Below are 24,718 nucleotides of genomic sequence, written 5' to 3'. Positions count from 1 at the left end.
CTTTTATCCATGCGAGTTGCCATGAGCTACGGCATCACCCCAATCGTCATCGTTGGTGGCGGAACCGCGGGCTGGATGGCGGCCGCGGCGCTGGCACGCGTGCTGGGCAAGCGGGCTACCGTTCGTCTGGTGGAATCCGAGGACATCGGAACCGTCGGCGTCGGCGAGGCCACCGTCCCGCACATCAAGGCATTCAACAACCTGCTGGGCATCAACGAAGCGGACTTCGTGATGCGTACGCAGGGCACCTTCAAGCTCGGCATTCAGTTCAACGACTGGACGCGACCGGGCGACTCGTACATCCATGGCTTCGGCACGATGGGCCACGATCTCGGCCTGACGCCGTTCCATCAGTTCTGGATCAAGGGGCGGCTGGCGGGTCTCGCTGCCGACCTGCACGATTATTCCGTCAACACCGTCGCGGCAACACGAGGCAAGTTTTTGCCCGCGCCGACCGACGTGCCCGCCAGCAACCCGCTGGGCGGCATGGCTTACGCCTATCATTTCGACGCCTCGCTCTACGCCCGTTACCTGCGCGAGTTCAGCGAAGCGCGCGGCGTGCAGCGCACCGAGGGCAAGGTACGCAATGTCGAACTGCATCCCGAGTCCGGCCATGTCGCTGCCATCGTGATGGACGACGGCGAGCGCATCGAGGGCACGCTCTTCATCGATTGCTCCGGTTTCCGCGGTCTTCTCATCGAGGGCGCGTTGCAGTCCGGCTACGAGGACTGGAGCCAGTGGCTTCCCTGCGACCGCGCGCTTGCCGTGCCCTGCGCCAAAGTGGCCGAGCCGACGCCGTATACGCGCTCCACCGCGCGACCGGCGGGATGGCAATGGCGCATTCCGTTGCAGCACCGCACCGGCAACGGCTACGTGTATTGCAGCCGCTACATCAGCGACGACGAGGCGGCCGCGACGTTGCTCGCGAACCTCGACGGCCCGGCGCTGGGCGATCCGCGCCCGCTGCGTTTCGTGACGGGCATGCGTAAGAAGGCATGGAACAAGAACGTCGTGGCGCTCGGTCTTGCCAGCGGGTTCATGGAGCCGCTCGAATCCACGAGCATTCACATGATCCAGGCCGGCATTTCGAAGCTGCTGCAGCTTTTCCCCGCCGATGGCGTGATGGACCCGCTGCTCATCGACCGCTACAACGCGCAGACGCGCTTCGAGTCCGAACGCATTCGCGATTTTCTCGTGCTGCACTATCACGCCACGGAGCGCGCGGATTCGCCGTTCTGGGACTACTGCCGCACCATGGCGATTCCGGCATCGTTGCAGGAGAACATCGATCTGTTCCGCCAGAGCGGTCGCTTCTTCCGCAACGGCGACGAGATGTTCGGTGTGGTGAGCTGGGTGCAGGTGATGATCGGCCAGGGCATCCTGCCCGCGGGTTACGATCCGCTCGCCGATCAACTGCCCGACGAGGAACTGCCGAAGTTCCTCGCCAGCATTCGCGACGTCGTCTCACGCAACGTGGACCTGCTGCCCACCCACCAGCAGTTCATCGATCGCGAGTGCCGCGCGCCCACGGTGGCCGTGTGATGGCCACGGCGATTGAAAGGGCGCCGCGTGCGCCGTATGGTTCCGGTCAGGCCCTTCGGGGCCTTTCTCCGGTCGCTTCACGTAAACGTTTACTGGCCTGTCAGGAGCGGCGGGCGTCCCTTTCCACAGGCACGGCGAACGCATCCCCATCGTTCCGCCTGCCTCCGCAAGCCCGAAGGATCCGCCTCATGCACGTCAATACGATCAAGCGTCTCTCGCTCGCAGTCGGTCTTCTGCTCGGTCTGGCGGCTCCCCTCGCCATGGCCCAGCAGGGCGCGGCGAAGGTGAAGCACGCACCGGCCGCCGCATCGCTGAAGGATCTGCATCCGGTGCCGCCGATGATCGCCGACCTCGAGAAGCGTACGTTCCAGTGGTTCTGGGACAGCGCCAATCCCAGCAACGGGCTGATCCCGGATCATTACCCGACGCAGTCGTTCGCCTCCATTGCCTCGGTCGGCTTTGGCCTGACCGCATACGGCGTCGGTGTGGAGCGCGGCTACATTACGCGCGACCAGGCGGTAGAACGCACGCTCGCCACGCTGCGCTTCTTCCACGATGCGCCGCAGAACGATTCCGAGGACGACGCGACCGGCTACCACGGTTTCTTCTACCACTTCCTCAACATGCAGACCGGCAAGCGCGAAGCGCGTTGGGTCGAGGTCTCCACCGTGGATACCACGCTGCTGCTTGGCGGCGTGCTGTTCGCGCAGAGCTATTACGACCGCGACGATGCAAAGGAAAAGGAGATCCGCCAGCTCGCCGACGACATCTACCGTCGTGTGGAGTGGACCTGGGCGCAGAACCATGCGCCACTCATCAGCATGGGCTGGACGCCGGGCGGCAAGCAGATTCCGCACGACTGGCAGGGCTATAACGAGGGCATGCTCGTCTACATCCTCGCGCTCGGCTCGCCCACGCACCCGGTCGGCGACGACGCCTGGCAGGCCTGGACGAAGACGTACGACAAGACCTGGGGCGAGTTCCACGGCCAGACGTTCCTCAATTTCGCACCGCTGTTCGGCCATCAGTACAGCCATACGTGGGTGGACTTCCGCGGCATCCACGATGCCTGGAACAAGAAGTCGGGCATCGATTATTTCGAGAACAGCCGCCGCGCCACATATTCCCAGCAGGCTTATGCCGTCGCCAACCCGGGCGGCTGGAAGGGTTACGGCAAGAACGTGTGGGGCCTCACGGCCAGCAACGGCCCCGGTGGCCTGATCATCAAGCAGGGCGACAAGGAACGTACCTACGCAGGCTACACGGCGCGCGGTGCGGGGCTCGATTACATCTCCGACGACGGCACCATCGTGCCGACCGCGGCGGGCGGGTCCATCGCTTTTGCGCCGGAGATCGTCATTCCCGCGCTGGAAGAAATGAAGAAGAAGTACGGCCAGTACATCTACACGAAGTACGGCTTCGTCGATGCCTTCAACCTGACCTTCGACACCAAGACCGACCTGCGCACCGGCCGCCTGATTCCGGGCTTCGGCTGGGCGGATACGGTGCACCTGGGCATTGACCAGGGCCCGATCGTGTTGATGATCGAGAACTACCGCAGCGAGTTCGTCTGGAGCGTGATGAAGAAGAACCCGTACATCCGCAAGGGACTGGAGCGCGCCGGCTTCTCGGGCGGCTGGCTCGACGCCGACACGGCGGCCAACCTGTGGTGAAGTGCGTGACCCATCCGCTTCGGATGACACTGGCGCTGATCGTGGCGCTCGTCGGCGTAGCCGGTTGCGCGAAGCGCGAGGAGGGTACGCGTACCCTCCAGTTCTGGACCATCGGTCGCGAGGGCGAAGCGGTAGAGAAGCTGCTGCCGGCGTTCGAGCGCGAGCACCCCGGCCTGCACGTGGAAGTGCAGCAACTGCCCCTGACGGCCGCACATCAGAAGCTGCTCACGGCCTATGCCGGCAACTCGTCGCCGGACATCACCCAGCTGGGCAACACGTGGATACCGGAGATGGTGGCGCTCGACGCCTTGGAACCGCTCGATGCGCGTGTCGCCGCGTCGTCGGTGATCAAGCGCGACGACTATTTCCCGGCCATCTGGTCCACCAATGTGGTGGACGGCGCGCTGTATGGCGTGCCCTGGTACGTGGATACGCGCCTGCTGTTCTATCGCAAGGATCTGCTGGCGAAGGCCGGCTACGACCATCCGCCGCGCGATTGGCAGGAATGGAAGGCGATGATGGCGAAGCTGGCGCAGCCGCAAGGCAAGGCGTACGGCGTGCTGCTGCCGACCAACGAGTTCGAGCAATTGCTGTCGCTCGCGTTGCAGCAGGACGATCCGCTGCTGCGTGACGGCGGACGCTACGGCAATTTCCGCAGCCCCGGTTTCAAGAAGGCACTCGCGTTCTACGTGTCCCTGTTCAAGGACCAGCAGGCGCCGATGATGACCAACGTCGGTATCGGCAATCCCTGGGCCGCGTTCGGACAGGGCTTCTACGCATTCTATCTGTCGGGTCCGTGGAACATCGGCGAGTTCCGCAAGCGTCTGCCGCCGGAACAGCAGGCGGACTGGGGCACAACGCCGTTGCCCGGCCCGACCGGTCCCGGCGCGTCGAATGCCGGCGGTTCTAGCCTTGTGATCTATCGCAGCTCCAAGCACAAGGACGACGCCTGGGCACTGATCGAATACCTTTCGCGTCCCGATATCCAAGCACGTTTCTACGAGATCCTGGGCGACATGCCGCCGCGCCGCTCGTCGTGGGAAGCACCCGCCCTGAAGAATGACGACAAGGCCACGGCGTTCCGCGAGCAGCTCGAGCGTGTGAAACCCACGCCGCCGGTGGCGGAGTGGGAGCGCATCGTCACCGAGATGCAACTGGTCGCGGCGCAAGCCGCGCATGGCGATCTCACCATCGATCAGGCCGCCGCCGAAATCGATCGGCGTGCGGATCGTCTTCTGGAAAAGCGCCGCTGGATGCTCGACCACGGCCACAAGGGTTCCCCATGACCACATCGCGCGCCGCCTGGCTGTTCGTCACGCCTGCCTTGATCATTCTTGGCTTGTTCTTTCTGTTGCCGGTCGTGGCGGCGCTGGTGCTTTCGGTCACCGACTATGACCTCTACGCACTGGCGGACATCCGCAACCTGCGTTTCGTCGCGTTGGAGAATTATTGGTCGTTGCTGCAGCGGCCGCTGTTCTGGTCGGCGCTCGGGCACACGGTGTATTTCGTGGTGGTGGGTGTGCCGCTGTCGCTGATCACGTCGTTGGGCGCCGCCATGCTGCTCAACTCGCCGCTGGCCCGCTTCAAACCGTTCTTCCGTACCGCGCTGTTCGCGCCCGTGGTGACCACGGTGGTTGCGGTCGCGGTGATCTGGCGTTACCTGTTCAACACGAAATACGGCCTCATCAACTACGCCTTCGACGCCATCGGCATTCCGACGGTGGACTGGCTGGGCGATCCGCACTGGGCGATGCCGACGATCATTCTCTTCGCCGTGTGGAAGAACTTCGGCTACAACATGATCATCTTCATGGCCGGTCTGCAGGCCATTCCGGGCGATCTGTACGAAGCCGCGCGCATCGACGGTGCATCCGCGATTGCGCAGTTCCGTCACATCACGCTGCCGATGCTGAAACCGACGATGGTGATGGTGAGCATCCTCACGGTCTCGGGGTATTTCCAATTGTTCGCCGAGCCCTATGTGATGACCGAAGGCGGTCCGCTGCAAAGCACGACGTCGGTGCTGTATCTGATGTACGAAGAAGGCTTCAAGTGGTGGAACCTCGGCTCGGCGTCGGCCGTGGCGTTCATCCTCTTCGTGATCATGTTCGCCGTGACCGCGACCATGCTTCGACTCTCGAAGCAGGGAGCGCCCGCATGAGCCCGCGCATCGCCAAGGCACTCATCAACGGCCTTCTCATCGGTGGCGCGGCCATTGCGATCGCGCCGCTGCTGTACATGGTCTCGGTGTCGTTCATGCCGCAGGGTCAGGCGAGCGCGCTGCCGCCACCCGTGCTGCCGACCCATCCCACGCTCGACAACTACCGCCAGTTGTTCATGAACGCAGGCATGGGCCGTTATCTGTTCAACAGCCTGCTCATCTCCACCGCGATCACGCTCATCTCGCTCGCCTTCAATCTCATGGCCGGCTACGCGTTCGCGAAGCTGGAGTTCAAGGGGCGCCAGCGTCTCTTTCAGGTATTGCTGGGCGCGCTGGTGATTCCGGCGCAGGTCGCCATGCTGCCGCTGTTCCTGCTGCTGAAATACATGGGCCTGGTGAACACGTACGGTGCGGTGATCGTGCCGGCGCTCGCGACGATCTTCGGCATCTTTCTCGTGCGGCAATACGCCAGCGGGATTCCCGACGATCTGATGGAAGCGGCACGCATCGACGGCGCTGGCGAGTTCCGCATCTTCGCCACCATCGTGATGCCGCTGCTGAAACCGATCATGGTCACGCTGGCGATCTTTACCTTCCTCGCCGCGTGGAACGACTTCATGTGGCCGCTGATCGCATTGACGGGCCAGGAGCATTACACGCTGCCGATCGCCCTGGCATCGCTCGCGCGCGAACACGTGCAGGACAGCGAACTGATGATGGCCGGCTCCGTGGTGACGATTCTTCCCGTGCTGGTGTTGTTCCTCGCCTTGCAGCGCTACTACCTCGAAGGTCTGCTGCTCGGCAGCGTGAAGGGTTGAATCCATGAATCGCTTTCCCGTCGCGCGCTTGCGCGCTGCCTGCCTCGTGCTGCTCGGCATCGCCGGCCCCGCTTGCGCTACCGTGCTCGACACCTTCGACGCCTCCGAAGGCTGGCAGGCCACGCACACCGACGACGTGGTGGCCACGCTGCACATGGCGCCCGGCACCTCGGGTCAGGCCGTCTGCCTCCGCTACGACTTCAACGGCGTGTCCGGCGCGGCGTCCCTGCGGCGTACGCTGCCCATCGATTTTCCCGACGGCTTCGCGCTCAGCTTCGACGTGCGTGGCCACATGCCGCCGAATACGTTGCAGGTGAAATTGATCGACGACACGGGCGACAACGTGTGGTGGTACCAGCAGCCGTCGTTCGTACCGACCGACGCGTGGCGCACGATCGAAGCCACCAGCCGGCAAGTGGAATTCGCCTGGGGACCGACGCACGACCGCCGCCTGCGCCACACGCGCGAGGTGGAGTTCGTGATCTACAAGGAAGCGCCGGCCGGTCGCTCCGCCGTCACGACGGCCGACCAGCCGATGCCCGCGAACCAGGGCGACGTGTGCTTCGACAATCTGCGTCTCGTGCCCCGCAAACCCGAGGCAGTGCCTACGCCACCGCCGACACCCAATGCCGTGTTCGAGGCCAGGGCGAAGCAAGTACGGCGTGGGCTCTATCCGCGCGGTTTCTCGGGCGAGCAATCCTATTGGACGATTGTCGGCGTCGATGGCGGCAGCCGCGACTCCGCGCTCATCTCCGAGGACGGCGCCGTGGAGGTGTCGCGCGGCCAGTTCTCGATCGAGCCGTTCCTCATCGATCGCGGCAAGCTGGTGACCTGGGCCGATGTCCGCACGACGCAGACCCTGCGCGAGCGTTACCTGCCGATACCTTCCGTGCAATGGCACACTGACGGGCTCTCGCTGACATCGACTGCGTTCGCCGAAGGCGATCCGGGCAAGTCTCGTCTCGTGATCCGCTACCGGGTCGATAACGATAGCGATGCATCCCGCGACGTCACGCTGGCACTCGCGGCGCGTCCGTTCCAGGTGAATCCGCCGACGCAGTTCCTCAACGCGCCCGGCGGAACGAGTCGTATCGACGATCTTGCCTGGGACGGCAAGGCGCTGACAGTCAATGGCACGCGGCGGATCATTCCCTTGCAACGCACCAGTGCTTTCGTCGCAAGCGCCGATCGTCCGACCGCCTTGGCCGAGCGACTGGATGCAGGCGAGCGTCCACCCGCGACGACGCTGCACGATGGCGCAGGCTACGCGCAGGGCGCGTTGCTGTACGACCTGCACGTACCGGCGCATGGCCACGTAGAGCTGGGTGTCGTGGTGCCGGTGGAACGGGGCGACGACATCGCGATGCCGTCCGACGCGGCCGCGTGGCTTTCCGCGCACGAGGATGCCGTGGCCTCGACCTGGCGCGACAAACTCGATCGCGTGACGGTGCGCGTGCCCGCCGTGGCGCAGCCCATCGTGGACACGATGAAGAGTGGCATCGCGCACATTCTCATCTCGCGTGACGGTCCGGCCTTGCAGCCGGGTACTCGCTCGTATTCGCGCACCTGGGTGCGCGACGGCGCGATGATGCTCGAGGGCTTGCTGCGTACCGGACACGAAGACGTTGCCGGCGACTTCATCCGCTGGTACGCGCCGCATCAGTTTTCCAACGGAAAGGTACCGTGCTGCGTGGATGCGCGCGGCTCCGATCCCGTGCCCGAAAACGACAGCCAAGGTGAACTCGTCTTCAGCGTGGCAGAGTTGTGGCGTTATACGCATGACCGCGCCACGCTCGCATCGCTCTATCCGCACGTGCGTAAAGCCGTGGCGTATATGGACACGTTGCGCGCAAGCGAGCGCCAGCCGTCGCGCTTGAATGGCCCGGATCGTGCGCTCTATGGCTTGATGCCGGCATCGATCAGCCACGAAGGCTATTCGGCGAAGCCGATGCATTCCTACTGGGACGATTTCTGGGCGCTCAAAGGCTACGACGATGCCGTGGTGCTTGCGCAAGCACTCGACGAGACCGACGACGCCACGCACTTTGCCGCGTCGCGCGACACCTTCCGTCACGATCTGCGCGCGTCGATCGCCGCTGCGGTGAAGAACAAGGGCATCGATTTCATTCCGGGCTCGGCCGAGCTTGGCGACTTCGATGCCACGTCCACCACGATCGCGCTGTCGCCTGGTGGCGAGCAAGCGCGGCTGCCGAAGGCACTGCTCGACCGCACGTTCGAGACCTATTGGGAAGGGTTCGTCGCACGCCGCGATGGCAAGACGGCGTGGAAGGACTACACGCCCTACGAGGTGCGGACCATCGCGAGCTTCATCCGCCTGGGCTGGCGCGACCGCCTCGGTCAGCTCGTGGCGTTCTTCTTCGCGGACCGGCGACCCGCCGCCTGGAACCAGTGGGCAGAAGTGGTGGGACGCGATCCTCGCGAGCCACGCTTCGTCGGTGACATGCCGCACGCCTGGATCGCCTCCGACTACGTGCGTTCGGCGCTCGACATGTTCGCCTACGATCGCGCGGCGGATGGCGCTATGGTGCTGGCCGCTGGCGTGCAGCCCGAGTGGCTGGACGGCGACGGTATCGCGATTCGCGATCTGCGCACGCCGTACGGTCGCCTGGGTTACACGTTGAAGGCCCGGAACGGCGTGGCCACCCTCACCATCACGCAGCCGGTGTCGCCGCCGGGTGGACTCGTCCTGTCGCTACCCTCGGGCGAGATCAAGCTGGCGAAGGGCCGTACCCAGATCAGCGCGCCGGTGAAGTAGGCGCGCCCGTCGCGATCGTCAGTGCGTTGCGACGCGCGTGCGCAACAGGGCGTCCACCGCCTGCTGCCATTCGGCCGAGCCGGGCGCCGTTTGCGGCGCCTCCTGGCCGAGCTTCCGATTCACGGCCTGATTCCACTCATCGGTACCCGGGCGCGGGCCATGCCCGTCATCGCTGACCGCCAGCGTCTTGTCCACCCAGGCGAACCATTCGGGCGAACCGAGGGTGGGATTGGCGGGCGCCGTCTTGCCGGGCGCGGGGGAGGCTGCCGTCGAGGCGGCGGCGGGTTCGCTGGGCGGGGCGGACGGCTCAGAGTGAGTGCAGGCCGCGATGATGAAGGCCGTGGTCAGCGGGACAACAGTGAGCAGAAAGCGCATGGCAAGTGAAATCCTGGCGAAGCTTAGGGCACCGATCCTACGGACCCCGACCCGTCCGGCAGCTAAACGCCGGCGGGAACTTGTTGAATCCGTTCAGCTTCGCGCTGCAACTTCGTCGATATGGCGGAGCAGGTCGGCCGGGTCCTCGAACACGCGATAGGCGCCGGCGCGTTCCAGCTCGTTTTCCCCATAGCCGCCTGACAGCAGGCCGATCCCGAGCGCACGGGCCCGCTGGGCAGCGAGCATGTCCCAGATCGCGTCACCGATGACCATGGCATCGCGGATATCCGTACCCAGCCGCTCCGCGGCGGTCACGAACAGGTCGGGATCGGGCTTGGCATGGCGCACCTGGTCGCGTGTAACCACGGGCACCTTGTTCGGGTCCACGCCGAGCGCGGCGATATTGTGCGACGCGGTTTCCATCCGTCCCGACGTGGCGATGGCCCAGGGAATCCGGGCATCGGTCAGCCAGGCGAGCAGTTCGACCGCACCGGGCAAGGGCTTCACCGCACCGGCCTGGGCCAGTCGGCCGTAGGCCGCGGCGTGGTTCTGGCGCAGGCGCTCGATCCGGTCCGGCGTGATCTCGGTCCCCGTCTCGCGCAACAGGATGTCCGTAAACAACCCGCCGCTCATGCCGATCTTGCGATGGATGCGCCACACGGAAAGGTCGATGCCCTCCATGTCGAGCGATTCTTTCCAGGCAAGGACGTGCTGATAGACGCTGTCGACGAGCGTGCCGTCGAGATCGAAGAGAAACGCATGCTTTTGTCGGGACATCCGTGGAGCCTACGGCGAGCGGGGAGGCACTGACAAGGCGCACCGCTCGCCGCAGCGTTCGAACGTCAGAACTTGCCGGCGCGGAAGTCGGCGATGGCTTCGTGGATCTGCGCGGGCGTGTTCATCACGAACGGGCCGTAGCGCGCCACCGGTTCGGACAACGGCCGACCTGCGACGACGAGGACACGGGCAGGCGTGTCCGCCGAAAGGCGCAGTGTCTCGCCTTTCGACAGCACGCCCAGTTCGCTGCGCGCCAGCGCTTCTCCGCCGACCGTCGCCGCTTCGCCGTCGAACACGTAGGCGAACGCGCTGTGGCCCTCCGGCAGGTCGAGTTCGACGCTGGCGCCCGCGTCCAAGGCCACATCGAGATACACCGGCGCGGTGCTGATGCCGACGACGGGGCCGGTTGCCCCGGCCAGCTCACCGGCGATGACACGCACCGTGACGCCCTCGGCAGGCTGCACGACCGGGATGTCCGTCGGTGGAATGTCCTGGTAGCGCGGCGCGACCATCTTGTCGGCGGCGGGCAGGTTCACCCACAACTGGAAGCCCCACATGAGGCCGGCTTCCTGCTGCGGCATTTCCGAATGGAGAATGCCGCGGCCAGCGGTCATCCATTGCACGCTGCCTGGGCCCAGGTCGCCGCGATTGCCGTGGTTGTCGCCATGCTGCATGCGACCGGCGAGCATGTAGGTCACGGTCTCGAAGCCGCGATGCGGATGCTCGGGAAACCCTTCGATGTAATCGCCGGGCTGGTCGGAACGGAATTCATCCAACAGGAGGAACGGGTCCAGCATGTCCAATGCCGGCTGGCCGATGACGCGCTTGAGCTTCACCCCGGCGCCGTCGGCGGTGTCCATGCCGCGAACGCGGCGGGTGATGTGGCGTTGAGTGGTCATGGTGGGCTCCTTTGATGCCCACACGATGCCGTCTTGCCAGGCGCCAGCCAAGGCCCGCGGCGAGAACGATCTGTTTCGTTCGTGCGCTGGCATCCACTGCCGGCGCGCTGGCGCCGGCCGACACGCTTACCGAATCAATGCACCCAGTGGCCGGAACGCTGCCGCGGCGGCCCTTCCTCGCCTTCGCTGCGCGGACGGCGGGCGAGCGCCTTCAACTCGTCTTCCGTGGGCGGGTTTTCACGCCAGTAGTCGCCGACCGCATTGAGCACCTCAGGCAACTGGCCCAGGCATTCGTCGTATTCCTCATCGGTGAGCTTCTCGAACTCGGCGTCCGCCTGGAGCACGCCTTCGTCCACCGCCAAGGCCATGATGGGGCCGAGCAACTGCATCAGCGTCGGATCTTCGGCGAGCCGGGTCTCCCAAAGCTGCGCACGCATGTCGATGCCGCGGCTGAAGCCTTCGCACCAGCCCGCCGCCGAAAGCAGCGGGCCTTCCTCGGTGTCCACTTCGCCGAGAATCGGCTCGTAGGCGTCCACGTCGAGTTCGGCGCTGATGGAATCGTTGAGCTTGGCGAGCAGCGCAAGGACGCGATTGCCCTCGTCTTCGTCGCCGAACGCGTCGTGAAGCACCTCGTGCAGCCATTCCTCCGGCTTCACTTCGAGCGGCCCGATGGCCACGGCCGAGAGCAGACCATGCACGCCATCGAGCATGAGGTCACCCTCACTGCTGTGTGCGCGGAGATAGGTATCGAGTTCTTCGAGTTCCTTGTCGTCGAGGGAACTCGGCCATTCGGACTTGGGTGTATTCAAAGGTTCAACTCCAGCGCGACTGGCGCGTGGTCGGACGGCTGCTCCCACTTGCGCGGCGCCTTGTCGATGATCGACGAGGTTGCGACCGATTTGAGCGCATCGCTGATCAAGATGAGGTCGATCCGCAGGCCCATGTTCCGGCGGAACGCCGCCTGGCGGTAATCCCACCAGCTGAAATGGCCTGCATCTTCGGTGAAAAGACGAAAACTGTCGTGAAGCCCGAGATCCAGCATCGACTGCAGGGCCGCACGCTCGGGCGGCGAACAGAAGATGTCCTCGCCCCATCCGACGGGATCGTAGACGTCGCGATCGTCACGGCAGATGTTGAAATCGCCGAGCACCACGAGCTTCGGATGCCGCGCCATCTCATTCGCCAGGAAATCGCGCACCTTCGACAGCCAGTGCAGCTTGTAGGTGTACTTCTCGTCGCCCAACGCCTTGCCGTTGACGACATAGAGATTCACCACGCGCACGTCGCCGACCGTGGCGGCCAGGATGCGTCGCTGCGGATCGTCGAGGCCGTCGATGTCGGTCACCATGTCTGCCGGCTGCTCGCGAGCGAGAATGGCGACGCCGTTATAGGTCTTCTGCCCGGAGAACACGGACCGGTAACCCATGGCGGCGATTTCGTCGACGGGGAACTTGTCGTCGGTGAGCTTGGTTTCCTGCAGCGCGAGGATGTCCGGCTGCGCCTCGCCCAGCCATTGCTGGAGGTGGGGCAGGCGGACCTTGAGCGAATTGACGTTCCACGACGCGATCTTCATCGCGCCATTGTAAAGGACACTCCGATCAATTCTCGCAAGCGCCACCGAGCCTGTCTGTTCGCAGGTCACAGGGGCGTCGGCAAAGGCAGAGATGCCGCGCGGGGTCCGTCGCCGCGCGGCCGGTCTCGTGTCAGGCGAGGCCGTAGCTCTTCAGCAAGGCGTCCGGGCGCGGCTCACGGCCGCGGAACGCCTTGAACGACTCCAGCGCCGGCCGTGTCGCGCCCACGGCCAGCACTTCGCGCCGGAAACGCTCGCCCGTGGCACGGTCGAGCACGCCGGCTTCCTCGAATGCCTCGAACGCGTCCGCCGACAGGACCTCGGCCCAGAGGTAGCTGTAGTAGCCGGCCGAGTAGCCGCCCGCAAAGATATGCGTGAACGCGTGCGGGAAGCGCTGCCATGCGGGCGGGTGGAGCACCGCGACCTCGTGGCGCACCCGTTCCAGCACGTCCAGCGCACGAGCGCCCTGCGCCGGGTCGTACTCGAGATGCAGGCGGAAATCGAACAGGGCAAATTCGAGCTGGCGTACGAGGAACAGCCCGGCATGGAAATGGCGGGCATCGAGCATGCGCTGGTAGAGCTCGTCGGGCAGGGGCTCGCCGGTCTCGTGATGGCGGGCAAACGAGCGCAAGGCGTCGCGGTCCCAGGCGAAGTTCTCCATGAACTGGCTGGGCAGCTCCACCGCGTCCCATTCCACGCCATCGATCCCGCCGACGGACGGAATGTCCACCTCCGTCAGCATGTGGTGCAGGCCGTGGCCGAATTCGTGGAACAGGGTCAGCACGTCGTCATGGGTGAGCAACGCCGGCACGCCATCGGTCGGCGGCGGGAAATTGCAGGTCAGGAAAGCCACCGGGCGCTGCAGGTGGTCGCCATCGCGGAAACGGTCGGCGCACACGTCCATCCACGCGCCGCCGCGCTTGCCGGAACGGGCGTACAGGTCGAGGTAGGCGCCTGCGAAGACGGTGCCGTCGGCATTTTTCAGGTCGTAATAGGTGACGTCCTTGTGCCAGGTATCGACGTCGTCGCGCGGCGAGAAATGGATGCCATAGAGGCGCTCCACGACCATGAACAGGCCATCGATGGCGGCGGACGCGGGGAAGTACGGCTTGATCTGCTCCTCGTCGATCGCATAGCGCTGCTGACGCAGGCGCTCCGCGGCGAAGGCCACGTCCCACGGTTCCAGATTGTCGATTTTCAGTTCTTCCGTCGCGAACCGGCGCAGCTCCTCCAGTTCCTTGCGGGCGACCGGCTTGGCCCGAGAAGCGAGATCGCGCAGGAACGCCAGCACGGTATCGGGCGACCCCGCCATCTTCGTCGCCAGCGATTCCTCGGCCGCGTTGCGGAAGCCGAGCAACTGCGCCGCCTCATGGCGCAGGGCCACGATCTTTTCGATGCGCTCGGAGTTGTCGAACTTGCCCTTGTCGGGGCCCTGGTCGGAGGCGCGGGTCTGGTAGGCGTAGTACACGGCTTCGCGCAGATCGCGGTTCTCCGCATACGTGAGCACGGCCTGCACGCTGGGCTGCTTCAAGGTCACGAGGTAACCGTCGAGCTTTTCCTCGCGCGCGTATTCGCGCAGCACGGCGCGCCCCGACACCGGGATACCGACGAGATCGCGCTCGTCGGTGATGTGCTTGTGCCACGCCTCGGTGGCGTCGAGCACCGCGTTGGAAAATTCGGTGGTCAATCGGGACAGCTCGACGCCGATCTCGCGGAAGCGGCTGCGCGCCGGCTCTTCCAGCGCTACGCCGGAGAGGCGGAAGTCACGCAGCGCATGCTCCACGGCGGCACGGGCGGCGGCGGGCATGGCGGCGAACTCCGGACGGTCGGCCACGGCCTGCACGGCGGCATAGAGGTCGCGGTTCTGGCCGATCTCGATGCCGAGATCCGTAAGCTTCTCTTCCGCATTGCCGTGCGCCTTGCGCAAGGCTTCCGAGTCGGCCACCGAATGCAGGTGGCTCACGGGCGACCAGCTCCGGGAGAGCGCCTGGTCCAGTCGCTCCTGGGCCAGCATGACGTGCTCGAAGTCGCGCTCCGCGCCGGGCGCGGCGATCCGCGCGATGCCTTCCCGCTGGCTGGCGATCAGCGTGTCGATAGCCGGTTCGACGTGCTCGGGCCGGATCGCCGAGAACGCCGGCAGGTCGCCCGTGTCGAGAAGGGGGTTGGTCGTGGTGTCCATCGTCGATCTCCTGTCAGGCGATCAGCGTGGTGCCCCGGCGAGGGCAAATCAAGCCGGGGTGCAGCACGGGCGCTCGCCGTCAGGCGAGGTAGTCGTCCTTGAGCCGCACGTAGTTCGCGGCGGAATAGAAAAGCTGCTCGACCTGCCGGTCGGACAGCGTACGCACCAGGGTCGCCGGATTGCCCAGCCACAGCTCCCGTTCACCCACGATCTTGCCCGGGGGCACGAGAGCGCCCGCGCCGACGAAGCCATGCTTCCGCACCACCGCGCCGTCCAGCACGGTGGCATGCATACCGATCAAGCAGGCGTCCTCGATCGTGCAGGCGTGGATCACTGCGCCGTGGCCGATGGTGACATCGGCACCGATGAGCGCGGGAAAGCCGCCGGGCGTGTACGGGCCGTCGTGGGTGACGTGGACGATGGCCCCATCCTGCACATTGCTGCGCGCCCCGATGCGAATGTGGTGAACGTCGCCGCGCAGCACCGCGCCGGGCCACACGGACACGTCGTCGCCCAGCTCGACGTCGCCGATCACGGTGGCGGCGGGATCGACATAGACGCGCGCACCGAGACGCGGAACGATGCCCTTGAAGGGCCGGATGGGGTTGGACATGGCGGTGACGGGCCTACATGAACGAGCCGCCGACGATACGGCCTTCGGCGTCGAACTTGGGAAAGTAACGGCTGTTGTTCTGGCGCATTTCCCGCGTGGTCATCATATCGGGCGTGACCAGCATGACGTCGGGGTAGGTGGCGCGGAACTGCTCGGGCGTCGGCCTGGTCGCGATGAAGGCGTCGAACGCCTTCATGTCGGTGACGAACCCGGCCACGGGCTTCGGCGGGGCGGGCGGCGTGGTCTGGCAGGCGCTTGCGAGCGCCGCGCCGAGGACGGCAACGAAGACGAGGGGATGGAAACGATTCATGGAAGGCTCCTTGCCTGGGACTGCGAACGGCATTATCGCCTATTCGCAACCCCAGGCATGGCCTTGCGGAAAGAAGCGCCCTGCCCGGCGCTTCGTCGGTTTAGTGGAACGAGCCGCCGACGATGCGGCCGTATGCGTCGAGCTCGGCGAAGTAGCGGCTGTTGTCCGAACGCATCTCCCGGGTCGACACGTCGCCGGGCAGGACGAGCGCCACACAAGGGTAGACGTGGCGGAACATCGCGACGGTCGGCTTCAAGGCGATGAACACCTGGAATGCGAACAGATTGACGACACTGCAACTGGCGGTGGTGGACTGGGCGGAAGCGAACCCGTTGCCGGTAGTGGCGCTGGCAGCGAACGGCGTGGCGACGAGCAGGGTAAGAGCGAACGTGCAAAGCGTCTTGCGCATGATCAATATCCTTTTGATGTTGACGCAGGCCTTCGTCGGCCGGCGATGGGACTCAGCGGAACGAGCCACCCACGATGCGGCCGACGGAATCGAGCTCGGCGAAGTAGCGACTGTTGTCGAGGCGCATTTCCATGCTTGCCTGGTCGCCCGGCAGCACGAGCTGCACGCAGCTGTACAGGGCACTGAAGTGAGCGGGCGTCGGCTTCGTTGCAATCACGGCCGCGAACGCAGGCATGTCGGTGATGCCGCAACCACCGGCGGCACCGATGACCGTTCCCGACGAATCACCTGGCGGCGTCCATCCATTGTCGCCCTGGCGTCCGGTCTGGGCGCTGGCAGCAAGCGGTGCTGCCACGAGGAGGGTAAGAAGAACCGCGCTAATCCTTTTGTCCATCATCCATTACTCCTTGGGGGGTCAGGCCCCGGCTGCGCGCCGCAGTCGGATGCCTGCTCGAAGGATCTACCGCGATCACCTCCCAGTGCGTGAATCCGGGCTTCCGTTTCGCCGACGCATGGCGTCAGCCTTCGCCTCGTCTTCCGCCGTGACCACCTGTTGCTGCGCATCCAGCTTCGCGCCGAGGATGATCAGCGTGTAGTTCGTCGGGTCGTAGTCACGCAGCAGCGCAATCTCGCGCCGCGCCTCTTCCAGATCGCGGCGATTGATCAGGCGTTCGATCTCTTGCGAAGCGAACGGCAAGGTCTCGCGTAGCGCATCCTGCGCCGTGACATTGCTGGGGTCGAGCTGCATGACGCTGAGATAGTACTCATAGGCGTTGTTGCCTTGAGGCGAGACCAATCGGCCCTCACGCGTCGCGTCGCGAGCGAGCCCGAGCAGGATGTCCACGCCGCTCGACGCGCCGTCGTCAGCCGCGCGTGCGACGGAAGAGGTGCCGGACGGCGATGATTGCGCGTCGGCGTGATGGACGCGCAACGAGGCATAGGCGGTGAGTGCCGACGCAACGACAACGACGGCGGCAAGGGAAACGATCGCGCGACGGGAGCGCGCGGCAAGAACGAACTTGGACATGGGGATATCCGGGGGAGCGCCCGCGACCAGGCCGGCCCCCTGTCGGCGCGGCCCCGGCGGGCGCGCCATCTTGACGTTCGATTGTTGCAAGTCCGTGGCGGCGAAAATCAGAGCACCGGGGGGAACCAGCCTGCTGGCGAAATCCGAGCACTGGTGGGAACCAGCCTGCTGGCGAAGAGCCAACGAAGCGGTGTAGCCGCGAAGCAAGTCCCTATCGCCAGCAGGCTGGCTCCCACCAGCAAGTACCCACCGAGTTGCTTAGAACTTGGCGTTGAGGTTCACGAAATACTGCCGCGGTGCGCCGGCCATGAGCGTCTGGTTGTAACCCAGCGGATCGGAGGCGACGTAGCCGTTGGTGCCGGTCGAGGCGAAGTAGCGCTTGTCGAACAGATTGGTCACGTTGAAGCCAATGCTGACGCCCTTGAATCCGGACATGTCGCCGAAGTCGTAGGCGATGCCGGCATCCACGACCCAGTACGACGGCACCGACGAGTCGTTGGTGTAGGTGATGTAGCGACGACCCGTGTACTTGCCTTCGAGGTTGGCGCGCCAGCCGTCGATCTCGTAGTTGAGCGAGCTGGAGAACATCGTCTTCGGTACGCCCACCACTTCCTTGTCCGCCGTGTGCACCGTGCCGGCGTTCTGATAATCGTCCTGATACTGCGAGCGGTTATACGAGAGCGAGTTGAGCCAGCTGAAACCGTGTATCGGCTTCCAGATGAACGCAAGGTCGGCACCGCGGCTCTTCACGTCGCCAACGTTGTTGAGCGACGACGCGCAGGTAACCACCGCCGGGCATGGCGTCGTCACGAGCAGGCGATTCTCGAAGCGCGTGTAGAACACGCCGACCGATGCCTCGAACGTTTCACCGTGTGCGCGATAGCCAGCCTGCCAGGTCTGCGATTCCTCCGGCTTCAAACGGCTCTTCGCAGCATCGAAAGACGCCTGCGAGGTGCTGAACGGCGTGATGCCATAGGCGGCGATGTTCTTGGCGTACGAGACGTAGACGTCCTGGTTGGCGTCGATGCGGTAATCGGCACCCGCCTGCGGCAGGAATCCCTTGCTCGCCTTCATGCTGCCCTGGGCGAAGGCCGTCGTCGGTACCAGCGACGTGGCATCGGTGGTCACGCGGAGCGACTTTGCACCGAAGTTGACGGTGAGCTGATCGTCGAGGAGGTGGATCGTGTCCTCGGCGTATGCCATGCGCGTCTTGGTTTCGTAATGCTGCAGGAATGCGCGCAGGAACGGCGTCTGATCGTTATAGAACGTGTACAGCGATGTGTACTGGCCGTCCAGGGTGAAGAAGTTGCGCTCCTGGCGGTTGTTCGCATTCTCGCCCCACACGCCCAGTTCCAGGTCGTGGTTGCCGAGCTGGAATTTCAGCGCGGAGGTCAGGCCATAACGATCCAGACCATAGTCGGTGGTACGCATGGACAGCGGCACCGTGGGCGACGACGCCTGGTACGGCGTGGCCCACTGACCTTCGCCGCGGTCGCCATGGTAGTAACCGGTCGCGTCGAGCGTGGCACCGCCGAGATTGAACGAACCGGACAGACCCGCCAGTCCGTCACGACGAATGCCACCACCGGCGTAGTACGTGGCATCACCCTTGCCGTAGTCCGCCGGCAGGGCGTTCAGTATCGCGGGATACGCACCGTTGCCATTGAGCGCGTTGGCGATGCCCACCGCCGTGTTCCAGTCCGGCTGCAGGTAATCCCAGTCCCAGCCCAGCGCACGCTGGCTGGTCAGGGAGAGATCCATATAGTCGTATTCCTTGCGCTTGCTGCCGTCCGCAAAGAGGCTGATGCGATTGCCGTCGCCCCACTGGTACACGGCCTTGAGGTTGGCCTGGTTCGACTTCTGGTCGCCGTAGCCTTTCCACTTGTCCGTGTCGGCATGGGCGAAAGACACGTACATGGAAAAACCGCCGTGATCGCCGGTATCGGCACGCACGAAGGTGCGCTGCGTGGAGTCCGAACCGATCACCTGGTTGAAGCGCACGCCGGGCTTCATGTCCGGATCGGCAGAGTAGAACTGCACCGTGCCGCCGAGATTGGTATTCGACGCCGTGCCGAGCGCACCCGCGCCCTGCGCGAGTTCCACGGTCGCAATATTTTCCGAGGTGATGGCGCGGGTCACTTGCAGACCGTTGGTCACGCCATAACCCATCGTGCCGAGCGGAATGCCGTCGAGCGTGAAGCCCAAGCGCGACTGGTCGAAACCATGCAACGTGATCTGCGTGGACCATTCATAGGCGCCCCACGGATCGGCCGCCTGGAATTGCACGCCCGGCAGCTTGTCCAGCGCCTTCAGCGCGCTGCTGCCCGGGGTCTGCTGACGCGTGATCTCATCCACGCCGATGCTCTGCACCTGGCGCGTCTCGCCCGGGGCAATCACAGAAATGGCGTCGAGCTGGCGGGGATTGTTGCGTGCGTCCACCTCGGCCGAAGGCGTGGGCGAGGATGCGGGTGAGGGCTTGTCGTCGTCAGTCGCAGCGTGAGCGAAGCCTGCGTGCAGCGAAAGCGCCAACGCGGCTGCGAGGGCGGTGCGGCGGAGAGAAACACGGTGGCACGTCATCGGAAGCGATCCCTGGACACATGAAGCGGCCAGCGTGAGCGCGGCGCATGTAAGCACGCTTACTCGTGGATGACGACTGTTTGACGAATGTGAAGCAGGTCGCAGCGCTCGTTCGACTTGGAGTCGTTCTGTACGGGCGTCAACACCCCTATCGGTAATCCGAAGCCATGGCCTTCTATGCGGCCTTTTTCTCCGCTGCGGCGCCGAAGCACGTGTCGTTACAGACGTTGATGAGCCAAGGCGAGTTCGCGCGCCGCGTCAGCGCGGCTCGGAGGGTGTCGTATCGCGTTCCAGCCTTTGCAGCCACACCAATGCATGGCGATCGTCGGTCCCGCACATGTCGTGCTCGGGGCGAAGCCCCGTGCAGACCTTCGGCCGGTCTGACCGGCCGAAGATCGCGCAGCGGTTGTCGTGCGTGAGCTGCACGCAACGCACGCCGGCTGGTTTGCCGTGCGGCATGCCCGGGATCGGTGAACTGATCGATGGGGCGATACAGCAGGCACCGCAGCCGGCGCGGCAGGCCGGAGTCATCCGAGCCGCTGGCGCAGCGTCTGGTAGACGGGATCGGTGTCGGGACGCTGACCGTGCCAATGTTCGAAGGCATCGGCCGCCTGCTCCACGAGCATGCCCAGGCCGTCACGGAAGTAACGCGTACCCGCCGCCGTCGCCCAACCCTTGAAGCTGGCTGCCGCCGCGCCGTAGGACAGGTCGTAGCAGGTGGAGTGGTCCTGCAGCAGCGACATCGGCAGGTCGAACGTGCCGCCGTGGATGCCGATGGACGTTGCATTGACCACGAGATCGAAGCATTCCCCCTCGAGCCCGTCCCAGTAACGCGTATGGCAGCGCGCAGGCTCGCCGATGGCATCGGCCAGCGCATCTGCGCGTTCCGGCGTGCGATTGACGATGGTCAGCGTCTGCACACCTGCATCGAGCAGTGCCCAGGCGACGGCCTTCGCGGCGCCGCCGGCACCCAGCAGCAAGGCGTCGTGACCGCGCAGGTCGAGCGAGTGACGCTCGGTGATGTCACGAACGAAGCCGCTGCCGTCGGTGTTGTGCGCCTGGACCTTTCCGCCGACCAGGGCGGTGAGCGTGTTGGCCGCGCCGGCTCGCTGTGCCGCTTCACTGCGTTCGTCGGCCATGGCGAAGGCGGCTTCCTTGTGGGGCAGCGTCACGTTGGCGCCCAGGCCCCCCTCGGCGAAGAACCGGCGAACCGCTTCCTCGAACTCCCCCGGCGGCACGTCGATGGTCTCGTAGCGCAAGTGGATACCCAGCTGCGCGGCAAAGGCCTGGTGGATCTCCGGGGACAGCGAATGCGCGATCGGATGCCCGAACACGGCGTAACGGTGCGCTTCAGCGCTCATGGAATCTCCTGGCACGGTCCCGGGCACGCCGCCCGGCGCGTGGATTCTAGCAACCCGCGCCCCGTCGCGATCCGTGAGACCCAGGCCGCCTAGCCTCGTCTCACCGCCACCCGATGCCGGATACGCCATGCACGACTCGCTCTCGCCACGCCGCCTTCGCGCCCTCATCGCCCTTGCCTGGCTGGCCGCCGGCGCGCTGCTGCTCCTGCTCACCCCGCTGTCCGGGCATAGCGAGACCTGGGGCTGGACGCCTGCCTTCTGGCTGCTCCTGGCGCCGGCCAGCGTGTTGGTCGCCATGAAGCCGAGCCTGCCGATGTCGCTGCTGGCCGCCTTGCTGCGGCGGTGAAAAGCTACCGTCAGCCTGAAATGCCCAGCCGCTTCATTTCGAGCCGACGCAGGAACTCCTGCATGATCCGCAGGTACAGGTCTTCGCCCAGGTAGGCATCCTCGACGCCCGCGTCGATGGACGGGTTGTCGTTCACTTCGATGACCACCGGGCGGTCACCGACCTGTTTCAAATCGACGCCATACAGGCCGTCGCCGATGGTCTGTGTGGCCTTGAGCGCGAGCTTCACCACCTCGGCTGGCGCGTCGCGCACCGGCACCGTGCGGAACCCGCCGGATTTCGCCGTGCCCTTGGCGCCGTGGTTGTAGATCTGCCAGTGGCCGCGCGACATGAAGTACTGGCAGGCATAGAGCGGCTCGTGGTTGAGCACGCCGATGCGCCAGTCGAATTCCGTATAGAGGTATTCCTGCGCGATCAGCAAGGCGCTGTGCGAGAAAAGCTCGGCAGCGGCCTTCTCCAGGGCCTCGGGCGTTTCCACCTTCACCACGCCGCGCGAGAACGAGCCATCGGGAATCTTCAGCACGATCGGCAAGCCCAGGCGCTCGGGCAGGTCGCGCAGGCGCCGGGTGTCGTCGCGGTAGAGGATCTCCGTCGTCGGCGTGGCGAGCTTGCGCGCCACCATCAGGTCATTCAGGAAGATCTTGTTCGTGCAGCGGAGGATGGACGTGGGATCGTCCATCACCACCATGCCTTCCTTTTCGGCGCGGTGGGCGAAGCGATAGGTGTGGTTGTCGCTGGCGGTGGTCTCGCGGATGAACAGGCCGTCGTACTCGGCGAGACGCTGGTAATCGTTTCGGCCGATGGGATCGACCTCGATACCGAGATGCTTGCCCGCTTCGATGAAGTGCTTCAGCGCCTTCTTGTTCGACGGCGGCATCTTCTCGTTGGGATCGACCAGCATCGCGATGTCGTAACGGAACCGCCGACGCGCGCGCGGCTTGCGCCAGATCTTGCGCGAGAACTTGTCCAGCGCCTGAGCGAAGGCGTCCTCCTGCGCATCGTCGAGCGTGTGCAGGCCCACGGCCTTGATCGACGCCACCTGCCACACACGATCGCGCTCGAACTCGATGCGCATGAGCGGGCAAGGGAACATGTCGAACAACTGCCTCGCAAGATCCTGCAGATCCGGATAGGCGGTCTCACCGAAATACACCAGCACGCCGAAATCGGTGGTATCGCGGCCACCGGCCGGCAGGAAGTTGGCGAGCTTCTGGTTGAGGTCGTCGACATCCAGACCGTAGAGGGAACGACGGCGCAGGTCGTTCACCGTGCGCACGGAAGGGATGACCTTGTGTCCGCGCGCCTCGGCCAGCAACGAGACGTAGTAGCCCGTGCCGAGGTATTTGTAGCTGCGGCAGAGATTGATGACGTGCGTGCGTTCGTCGTCGCCGCCCACCGGCTGACGGAGGTAATCCATGGCGGTGACGACATCGGCGGACGGGTAATACGAGCCCCAGTCCGAGGCTTTCTCCACGACGATGACGAGCCGGCTCATGTGACCTCGACAGACGGCGAAAGGCACGCAGTCGACCCCGCCCGGGGTCGTTGGTTTCGCCAAGGCCGAAGTGTGTGCTTCCGATGGCGCGACGCACAAGCCACGGTGTCGCCGAAGTGCCCGCCGGGTTCATGAAAAAGTCATTGATCCGGGCCGGCGCGAGGTCTACAGTGCCGCGCTTGCCCAAGCCCGCTCGGCTTCCTTTCCTTCCCCCGCGCCGGAGTTCCCAAAGCGCATGCGTCCACCCCCGGTTACCGCTGCGGTGCGCGTTCGTCGCGCCGAAGTGAGCGATCTCGACGATCTCGTCGCGCTCGAGGAATCGAGCTTCGCCCAGGATCGACTGAGCCGCGCCCAGTACCGCAAGCATCTGGACAGCGAGAGCGCGCTGGTGCTCGTCGCCAGCGCCAACCATCGGCGGTTTCTCGGCACCGCGGTGGTGTTCTTCCGCAAGGGCACGACCGTCGCGCGGTTGTATTCGCTCGCGACGAAACCGCAGGCACAGGGAAAGGGCGTGGGCTCCGCGCTGATCGAAGCCTCCGAGGAAGCCGCGCGTGCGCGCGGATGCCACTCGCTGCGGCTCGAAGTGCGCAAGGACAATGCCGTTGCCATCCGGCTCTACGAGCGGCTCGGCTATGAACGGATCGGCGAATACGCCAAGTACTATGCCGACGGCTCGGACGCGTTCCGGTTCGAGAAACGGCTCTGACGACGAGGCTATACTGAGCTTCGTTTCCGGGAAGAAGCCCATGCGCCGACTCATCCTGCCGATCGTCCTTGCCACCGCCGTCGCCACGCTATCCGGTTGCGGTAACAAGGGCCCGCTGTTCATGCCGCCGCCGCCCGCCGCGACGGCCACCGCTACGCCGCAGGCTGGCGCGCACCCAGCCACAGCCGCCAGTACCCATTCGGTGGCGCCTGCGTCGGCCAGCACGTCGCGTTCGCCGTTCAATCCACTGATCCACCAGTAAGCGGCCATGCCTTCGCGTTTCACCAAGATGCATGGGATCGGCAACGATTTCGTGATCGTGGACTGGCGCGAGGACGCACCGCGCGTGCCGAACGCCGAACGCGTCGCAGCCCTGGCCGATCGCCACACCGGCATCGGTTTCGACCAGCTCATCAGCATCGAGCCGCCGCGCGATCCGTCCTGCGCCTTCTACTACGGCATCTGGAATGCCGACGGCTCGCCGTCGGGTCAGTGCGGCAACGGCGTGCGCTGCGTGGCGGCATGGCTGTATCGGGACGGCGCGATCGAACGGGATACGGACGTTCGCCTCGAAAGCCCCTCGGGCCCCGTTACCGTGCGCGTACTCGGCGAGGGTAGGGTGGTCGTCGACATGGGCGAACCGGACTTCACGCCCGCCGCCATTCCGCTGGACCGTCCGCTGCACGCGATCTACACCGCGCCGGTGGGAGGCGAAGACGTGAGTTTCGGCGCCGTTTCCATGGGGAATCCGCATGCGGTCGTCTTCGTCGACGATCTTGCCGATCCGCGCGTCGATCGGCTCGGACCGCTGCTCACGGTCCACCCCGTCTTCCCCGAAGGCGTCAACGTGGGCTTCGCCCAGCGCCTCGGCCCTAATCACATCCGTCTGCGTGTTCACGAACGTGGCAGCGGGTGGACGCGCGCCTGCGGTACAGGCGCATGCGCCGCCGCCGCGGTGGCCCACGCGCTCGGACTTGCCGCTTCCATCGTGGACGTCGAACTGCCCGGCGGCACCCTTACGATTGAATGGCAGGGCCCGGGGCACACGCTGTGGATGATCGGCCCCGCCGCCTTCGTCTTCGAAGGCGAGGTGTGACGTAAGGC

At 65.2% G+C, this 24,718-nt stretch carries 25 protein-coding genes; 10 read left to right on the top strand and 15 right to left on the bottom strand.

Annotation, left to right across the window (positions count from 1 at the left end):
- The first annotated feature begins 21 nt into the window (after nt 1-21).
- The 6 genes from IM816_RS00245 to IM816_RS00220 all read left to right on the top strand — a co-directional run bounded on the left by IM816_RS00245 (nt 22) and on the right by IM816_RS00220 (nt 8,970).
- Entirely contained in the window at nt 22-1,542 is a 1,521-nt protein-coding gene (locus IM816_RS00245) for a tryptophan halogenase family protein (protein ID WP_250339305.1), read from the top strand.
- A 188-nt stretch (nt 1,543-1,730) separates the two neighbouring features.
- The gene (locus tag IM816_RS00240; protein WP_250339304.1) at nt 1,731-3,215 is read left to right on the top strand and encodes a glucoamylase family protein; all 1,485 of its coding nucleotides are present in this window, start codon (nt 1,731-1,733) and stop codon (nt 3,213-3,215) included.
- Nucleotides 3,216-3,238: 23 nt separating this feature from the next.
- Nucleotides 3,239-4,501 (top strand): sugar ABC transporter substrate-binding protein, encoded by a 1,263-nt coding sequence (locus IM816_RS00235; protein ID WP_250340801.1) that lies wholly within the window; start codon nt 3,239-3,241, stop codon nt 4,499-4,501.
- Nucleotides 4,498-5,376, top strand: a complete 879-nt coding sequence (locus tag IM816_RS00230; RefSeq protein WP_250339303.1) for a carbohydrate ABC transporter permease — start codon at nt 4,498-4,500, stop codon at nt 5,374-5,376. Before IM816_RS00235 ends, IM816_RS00230 begins: the two co-directional genes overlap by 4 nt.
- On the top strand, nt 5,373-6,194 hold the full coding sequence (locus IM816_RS00225; protein WP_072323351.1) for a carbohydrate ABC transporter permease: 822 nt from the start codon (nt 5,373-5,375) through the stop codon (nt 6,192-6,194). Before IM816_RS00230 ends, IM816_RS00225 begins: the two co-directional genes overlap by 4 nt.
- Before the next feature lie 4 nt (nt 6,195-6,198).
- On the top strand, nt 6,199-8,970 hold the full coding sequence (locus tag IM816_RS00220) for a glucosidase family protein (protein ID WP_250339302.1): 2,772 nt from the start codon (nt 6,199-6,201) through the stop codon (nt 8,968-8,970).
- Nucleotides 8,971-8,988: 18 nt separating this feature from the next.
- Here the strand turns inward: IM816_RS00220 and IM816_RS00215 are convergent, their stop codons facing one another.
- The 14 genes from IM816_RS00215 to aroE form a co-directional block, all read right to left on the bottom strand.
- Nucleotides 8,989-9,345, bottom strand: coding sequence for a hypothetical protein (locus tag IM816_RS00215; RefSeq protein ID WP_250339301.1), 357 nt, complete (start codon nt 9,343-9,345; stop codon nt 8,989-8,991).
- Between the two features lie 93 nt (nt 9,346-9,438).
- Nucleotides 9,439-10,122 (bottom strand): HAD family hydrolase, encoded by a 684-nt coding sequence (locus tag IM816_RS00210; protein WP_250339300.1) that lies wholly within the window; start codon nt 10,120-10,122, stop codon nt 9,439-9,441.
- Nucleotides 10,123-10,187: 65 nt separating this feature from the next.
- Entirely contained in the window at nt 10,188-11,021 is an 834-nt protein-coding gene (locus IM816_RS00205; protein WP_250339299.1) for a pirin family protein, read from the bottom strand.
- 134 nt (nt 11,022-11,155) lie between these two features.
- Entirely contained in the window at nt 11,156-11,830 is a 675-nt protein-coding gene (locus IM816_RS00200) for a YecA/YgfB family protein (RefSeq protein ID WP_250339298.1), read from the bottom strand.
- A complete protein-coding gene (gene xth, locus IM816_RS00195) occupies nt 11,827-12,594 on the bottom strand; it encodes an exodeoxyribonuclease III (protein ID WP_250339297.1) in 768 nt (255 codons plus the stop codon). The genes IM816_RS00200 and xth overlap by 4 nt, the downstream gene beginning before the upstream one ends.
- A 130-nt stretch (nt 12,595-12,724) precedes the next feature.
- Nucleotides 12,725-14,770: a M3 family metallopeptidase gene (locus IM816_RS00190; protein WP_250339296.1), complete on the bottom strand. Its 2,046-nt coding sequence runs from the start codon at nt 14,768-14,770 to the stop codon at nt 12,725-12,727.
- Between the two features lie 79 nt (nt 14,771-14,849).
- A complete protein-coding gene (locus IM816_RS00185; protein WP_250339295.1) occupies nt 14,850-15,383 on the bottom strand; it encodes a gamma carbonic anhydrase family protein in 534 nt (177 codons plus the stop codon).
- A gap of 13 nt (nt 15,384-15,396) precedes the next feature.
- Nucleotides 15,397-15,693 (bottom strand): hypothetical protein, encoded by a 297-nt coding sequence (locus IM816_RS00180; protein WP_250339294.1) that lies wholly within the window; start codon nt 15,691-15,693, stop codon nt 15,397-15,399.
- A 100-nt stretch (nt 15,694-15,793) separates the two neighbouring features.
- Nucleotides 15,794-16,102, bottom strand: a complete 309-nt coding sequence (locus IM816_RS00175) for a hypothetical protein (protein WP_250339293.1) — start codon at nt 16,100-16,102, stop codon at nt 15,794-15,796.
- 52 nt (nt 16,103-16,154) lie between these two features.
- Nucleotides 16,155-16,499, bottom strand: coding sequence for a hypothetical protein (locus IM816_RS00170; protein WP_250339292.1), 345 nt, complete (start codon nt 16,497-16,499; stop codon nt 16,155-16,157).
- A gap of 72 nt (nt 16,500-16,571) precedes the next feature.
- Nucleotides 16,572-17,129 carry an energy transducer TonB gene (locus IM816_RS00165; RefSeq protein WP_250339291.1) on the bottom strand — a complete coding sequence of 186 codons (558 nt, stop codon included), beginning with the start codon at nt 17,127-17,129 and terminating at the stop codon, nt 16,572-16,574.
- A 258-nt stretch (nt 17,130-17,387) separates the two neighbouring features.
- Nucleotides 17,388-19,706 carry a TonB-dependent receptor gene (locus IM816_RS00160; protein ID WP_250339290.1) on the bottom strand — a complete coding sequence of 773 codons (2,319 nt, stop codon included), beginning with the start codon at nt 19,704-19,706 and terminating at the stop codon, nt 17,388-17,390.
- Between the two features lie 258 nt (nt 19,707-19,964).
- Complete coding sequence (locus tag IM816_RS00155; RefSeq protein WP_250339289.1) at nt 19,965-20,237, bottom strand: YkgJ family cysteine cluster protein; 273 nt, start codon at nt 20,235-20,237, stop codon at nt 19,965-19,967.
- A complete protein-coding gene (gene aroE, locus IM816_RS00150; RefSeq protein ID WP_250339288.1) occupies nt 20,234-21,067 on the bottom strand; it encodes a shikimate dehydrogenase in 834 nt (277 codons plus the stop codon). The genes IM816_RS00155 and aroE overlap by 4 nt, the downstream gene beginning before the upstream one ends.
- 127 nt (nt 21,068-21,194) lie before the next feature.
- On the opposite strand from aroE, the gene IM816_RS00145 reads away from it, so the two are divergent.
- Nucleotides 21,195-21,413: a hypothetical protein gene (locus IM816_RS00145; RefSeq protein WP_072323369.1), complete on the top strand. Its 219-nt coding sequence runs from the start codon at nt 21,195-21,197 to the stop codon at nt 21,411-21,413.
- Nucleotides 21,414-21,423: 10 nt separating this feature from the next.
- On the opposite strand, the gene IM816_RS00140 is transcribed toward IM816_RS00145, so the two are convergent.
- Nucleotides 21,424-22,908, bottom strand: a complete 1,485-nt coding sequence (locus IM816_RS00140) for a RimK family protein (protein ID WP_250339287.1) — start codon at nt 22,906-22,908, stop codon at nt 21,424-21,426.
- A gap of 235 nt (nt 22,909-23,143) precedes the next feature.
- On the opposite strand from IM816_RS00140, the gene IM816_RS00135 reads away from it, so the two are divergent.
- The 3 genes from IM816_RS00135 to dapF are packed head-to-tail and all read left to right on the top strand — an operon-like array spanning nt 23,144 to nt 24,710.
- Nucleotides 23,144-23,614, top strand: coding sequence for a GNAT family N-acetyltransferase (locus IM816_RS00135; protein WP_072323371.1), 471 nt, complete (start codon nt 23,144-23,146; stop codon nt 23,612-23,614).
- Between the two features lie 40 nt (nt 23,615-23,654).
- Nucleotides 23,655-23,876, top strand: a complete 222-nt coding sequence (gene lptM / locus IM816_RS00130) for an LPS translocon maturation chaperone LptM (RefSeq protein WP_250339286.1) — start codon at nt 23,655-23,657, stop codon at nt 23,874-23,876.
- 6 nt (nt 23,877-23,882) lie between these two features.
- Nucleotides 23,883-24,710 carry a diaminopimelate epimerase gene (dapF, locus tag IM816_RS00125; protein ID WP_250339285.1) on the top strand — a complete coding sequence of 276 codons (828 nt, stop codon included), beginning with the start codon at nt 23,883-23,885 and terminating at the stop codon, nt 24,708-24,710.
- The last annotated feature ends 8 nt before the right edge of the window (nt 24,711-24,718 follow it).

It is taken from the genome of Luteibacter flocculans (genome assembly GCF_023612255.1).
Taxonomy (GTDB): Bacteria; Pseudomonadota; Gammaproteobacteria; order Xanthomonadales; family Rhodanobacteraceae; genus Luteibacter; species Luteibacter flocculans.
The sequence above is the reverse complement of the archived record's forward strand: the minus strand, read 5'-3'. Positions and strand labels throughout refer to the sequence as shown.